The organism is Dubosiella muris (assembly GCF_004793885.1).
Lineage (GTDB): Bacteria > Bacillota_I > Bacilli_A > Erysipelotrichales > Erysipelotrichaceae > Dubosiella > Dubosiella muris.
The window spans coordinates 1-647 of sequence record NZ_SRYG01000057.1 but is presented as its reverse complement, the minus strand read 5'-3'; the positions used below and the strand labels follow the sequence as shown (position 1 = coordinate 647).

At 57.7% G+C, this 647-nt stretch carries 1 rRNA gene; it reads right to left on the bottom strand.

Features of this window, described 5'->3' with window-relative positions:
- Nucleotides 1–647: ribosomal RNA gene (locus tag E5336_RS12280) — 23S ribosomal RNA — on the bottom strand; the annotation flags it as partial.

Here is a 647-nt window from a genome sequence, read left to right as displayed (position 1 = left end):
CGCTTCCATACCCGGCCTATCTACCTCATCGTCTTTGAGGGGCCTTACTTCTTCTCAGAATGGGAGATCTCATCTTGGGGTGGGCTTCGTGCTTAGATGCTTTCAGCGCTTATCCCTTCCCTGCTTCGCTACCCGGCTTTACCACTGGCGTGATAACCGATCCACAAGCGGCAGGTCCATCCCGGTCCTCTCGTACTAAGGACAGCTCCCCTCAGATCTCCTTCGCCCACAACAGATAGGGACCGAACTGTCTCACGACGTTCTGAACCCAGCTCGCGTACCGCTTTAATGGGCGGACAGCCCAACCCTTGGAACCGAATCCAGCTCCAGGATGCGATGAGCCGACATCGAGGTGCCAAACCTCGCCGTCGATGTGAACTCTTGGGCGAGATCAGCCTGTTATCCCCAGGGTAGCTTTTATCCGTTGAGCGACGGCCCTTCCATTCGGCACCGCCGGATCACTAATCCCGACTTTCGTCCCTGTTCGAGTTGTTGCTCTCACAGTCAGGCACGCTTCTGCATTTGCACTCGTCAGCTGGTTTCCATCCAGCCTGAGCGTACCTTTGGGCGCCTCCGTTACTCTTTGGGAGGCGACCGCCCCAGTCAAACTGCCCGCCTGGCACTCTCCCCGATCCTGTTCCAGGACC